1 protein-coding gene is annotated in these 310 nt (G+C 57.1%); it reads left to right on the top strand.

Features of this window, described 5'->3' with window-relative positions:
- A partial coding sequence (locus QWL29_RS26610; RefSeq protein WP_305825856.1) for an IS110 family transposase occupies positions 1 to 310 on the top strand: 310 nt, incomplete at both ends.

Below are 310 nucleotides of genomic sequence, written 5' to 3'. Positions count from 1 at the left end.
CCGTAACGAAGTACTGTCAACCTTTCGAAACATGCAGCCGGTAGCGATCGGGATAGAAGCATGCGCTGGTTCGCATTACTGGGCCAGGGAGCTGACGGCGCTTGGACATGACGTCAAGTTGATCGCTGCGCAACATACGCGAGCCTTTGTAACCGGCAACAAGAACGATACCAACGATGCCGCCGCCATTGCCGAGGCCCGCTCCAGGAGTTCAACCAAGTATGTGCCGATCAACACGCCAGCCCAGCAGGATTTACAGATGCTGCACCGCGCACGTAGCGCTCTGATGAGCGAGCGTATCGCGATGATC

This window comes from Massilia brevitalea, assembly GCF_030711405.1.
In the GTDB taxonomy this organism is placed as follows: Bacteria; Pseudomonadota; Gammaproteobacteria; order Burkholderiales; family Burkholderiaceae_D; genus Telluria; species Telluria brevitalea.
Note: the sequence above shows the minus strand (reverse complement) of the source record. Positions and strands in the feature narration are given on the sequence as shown.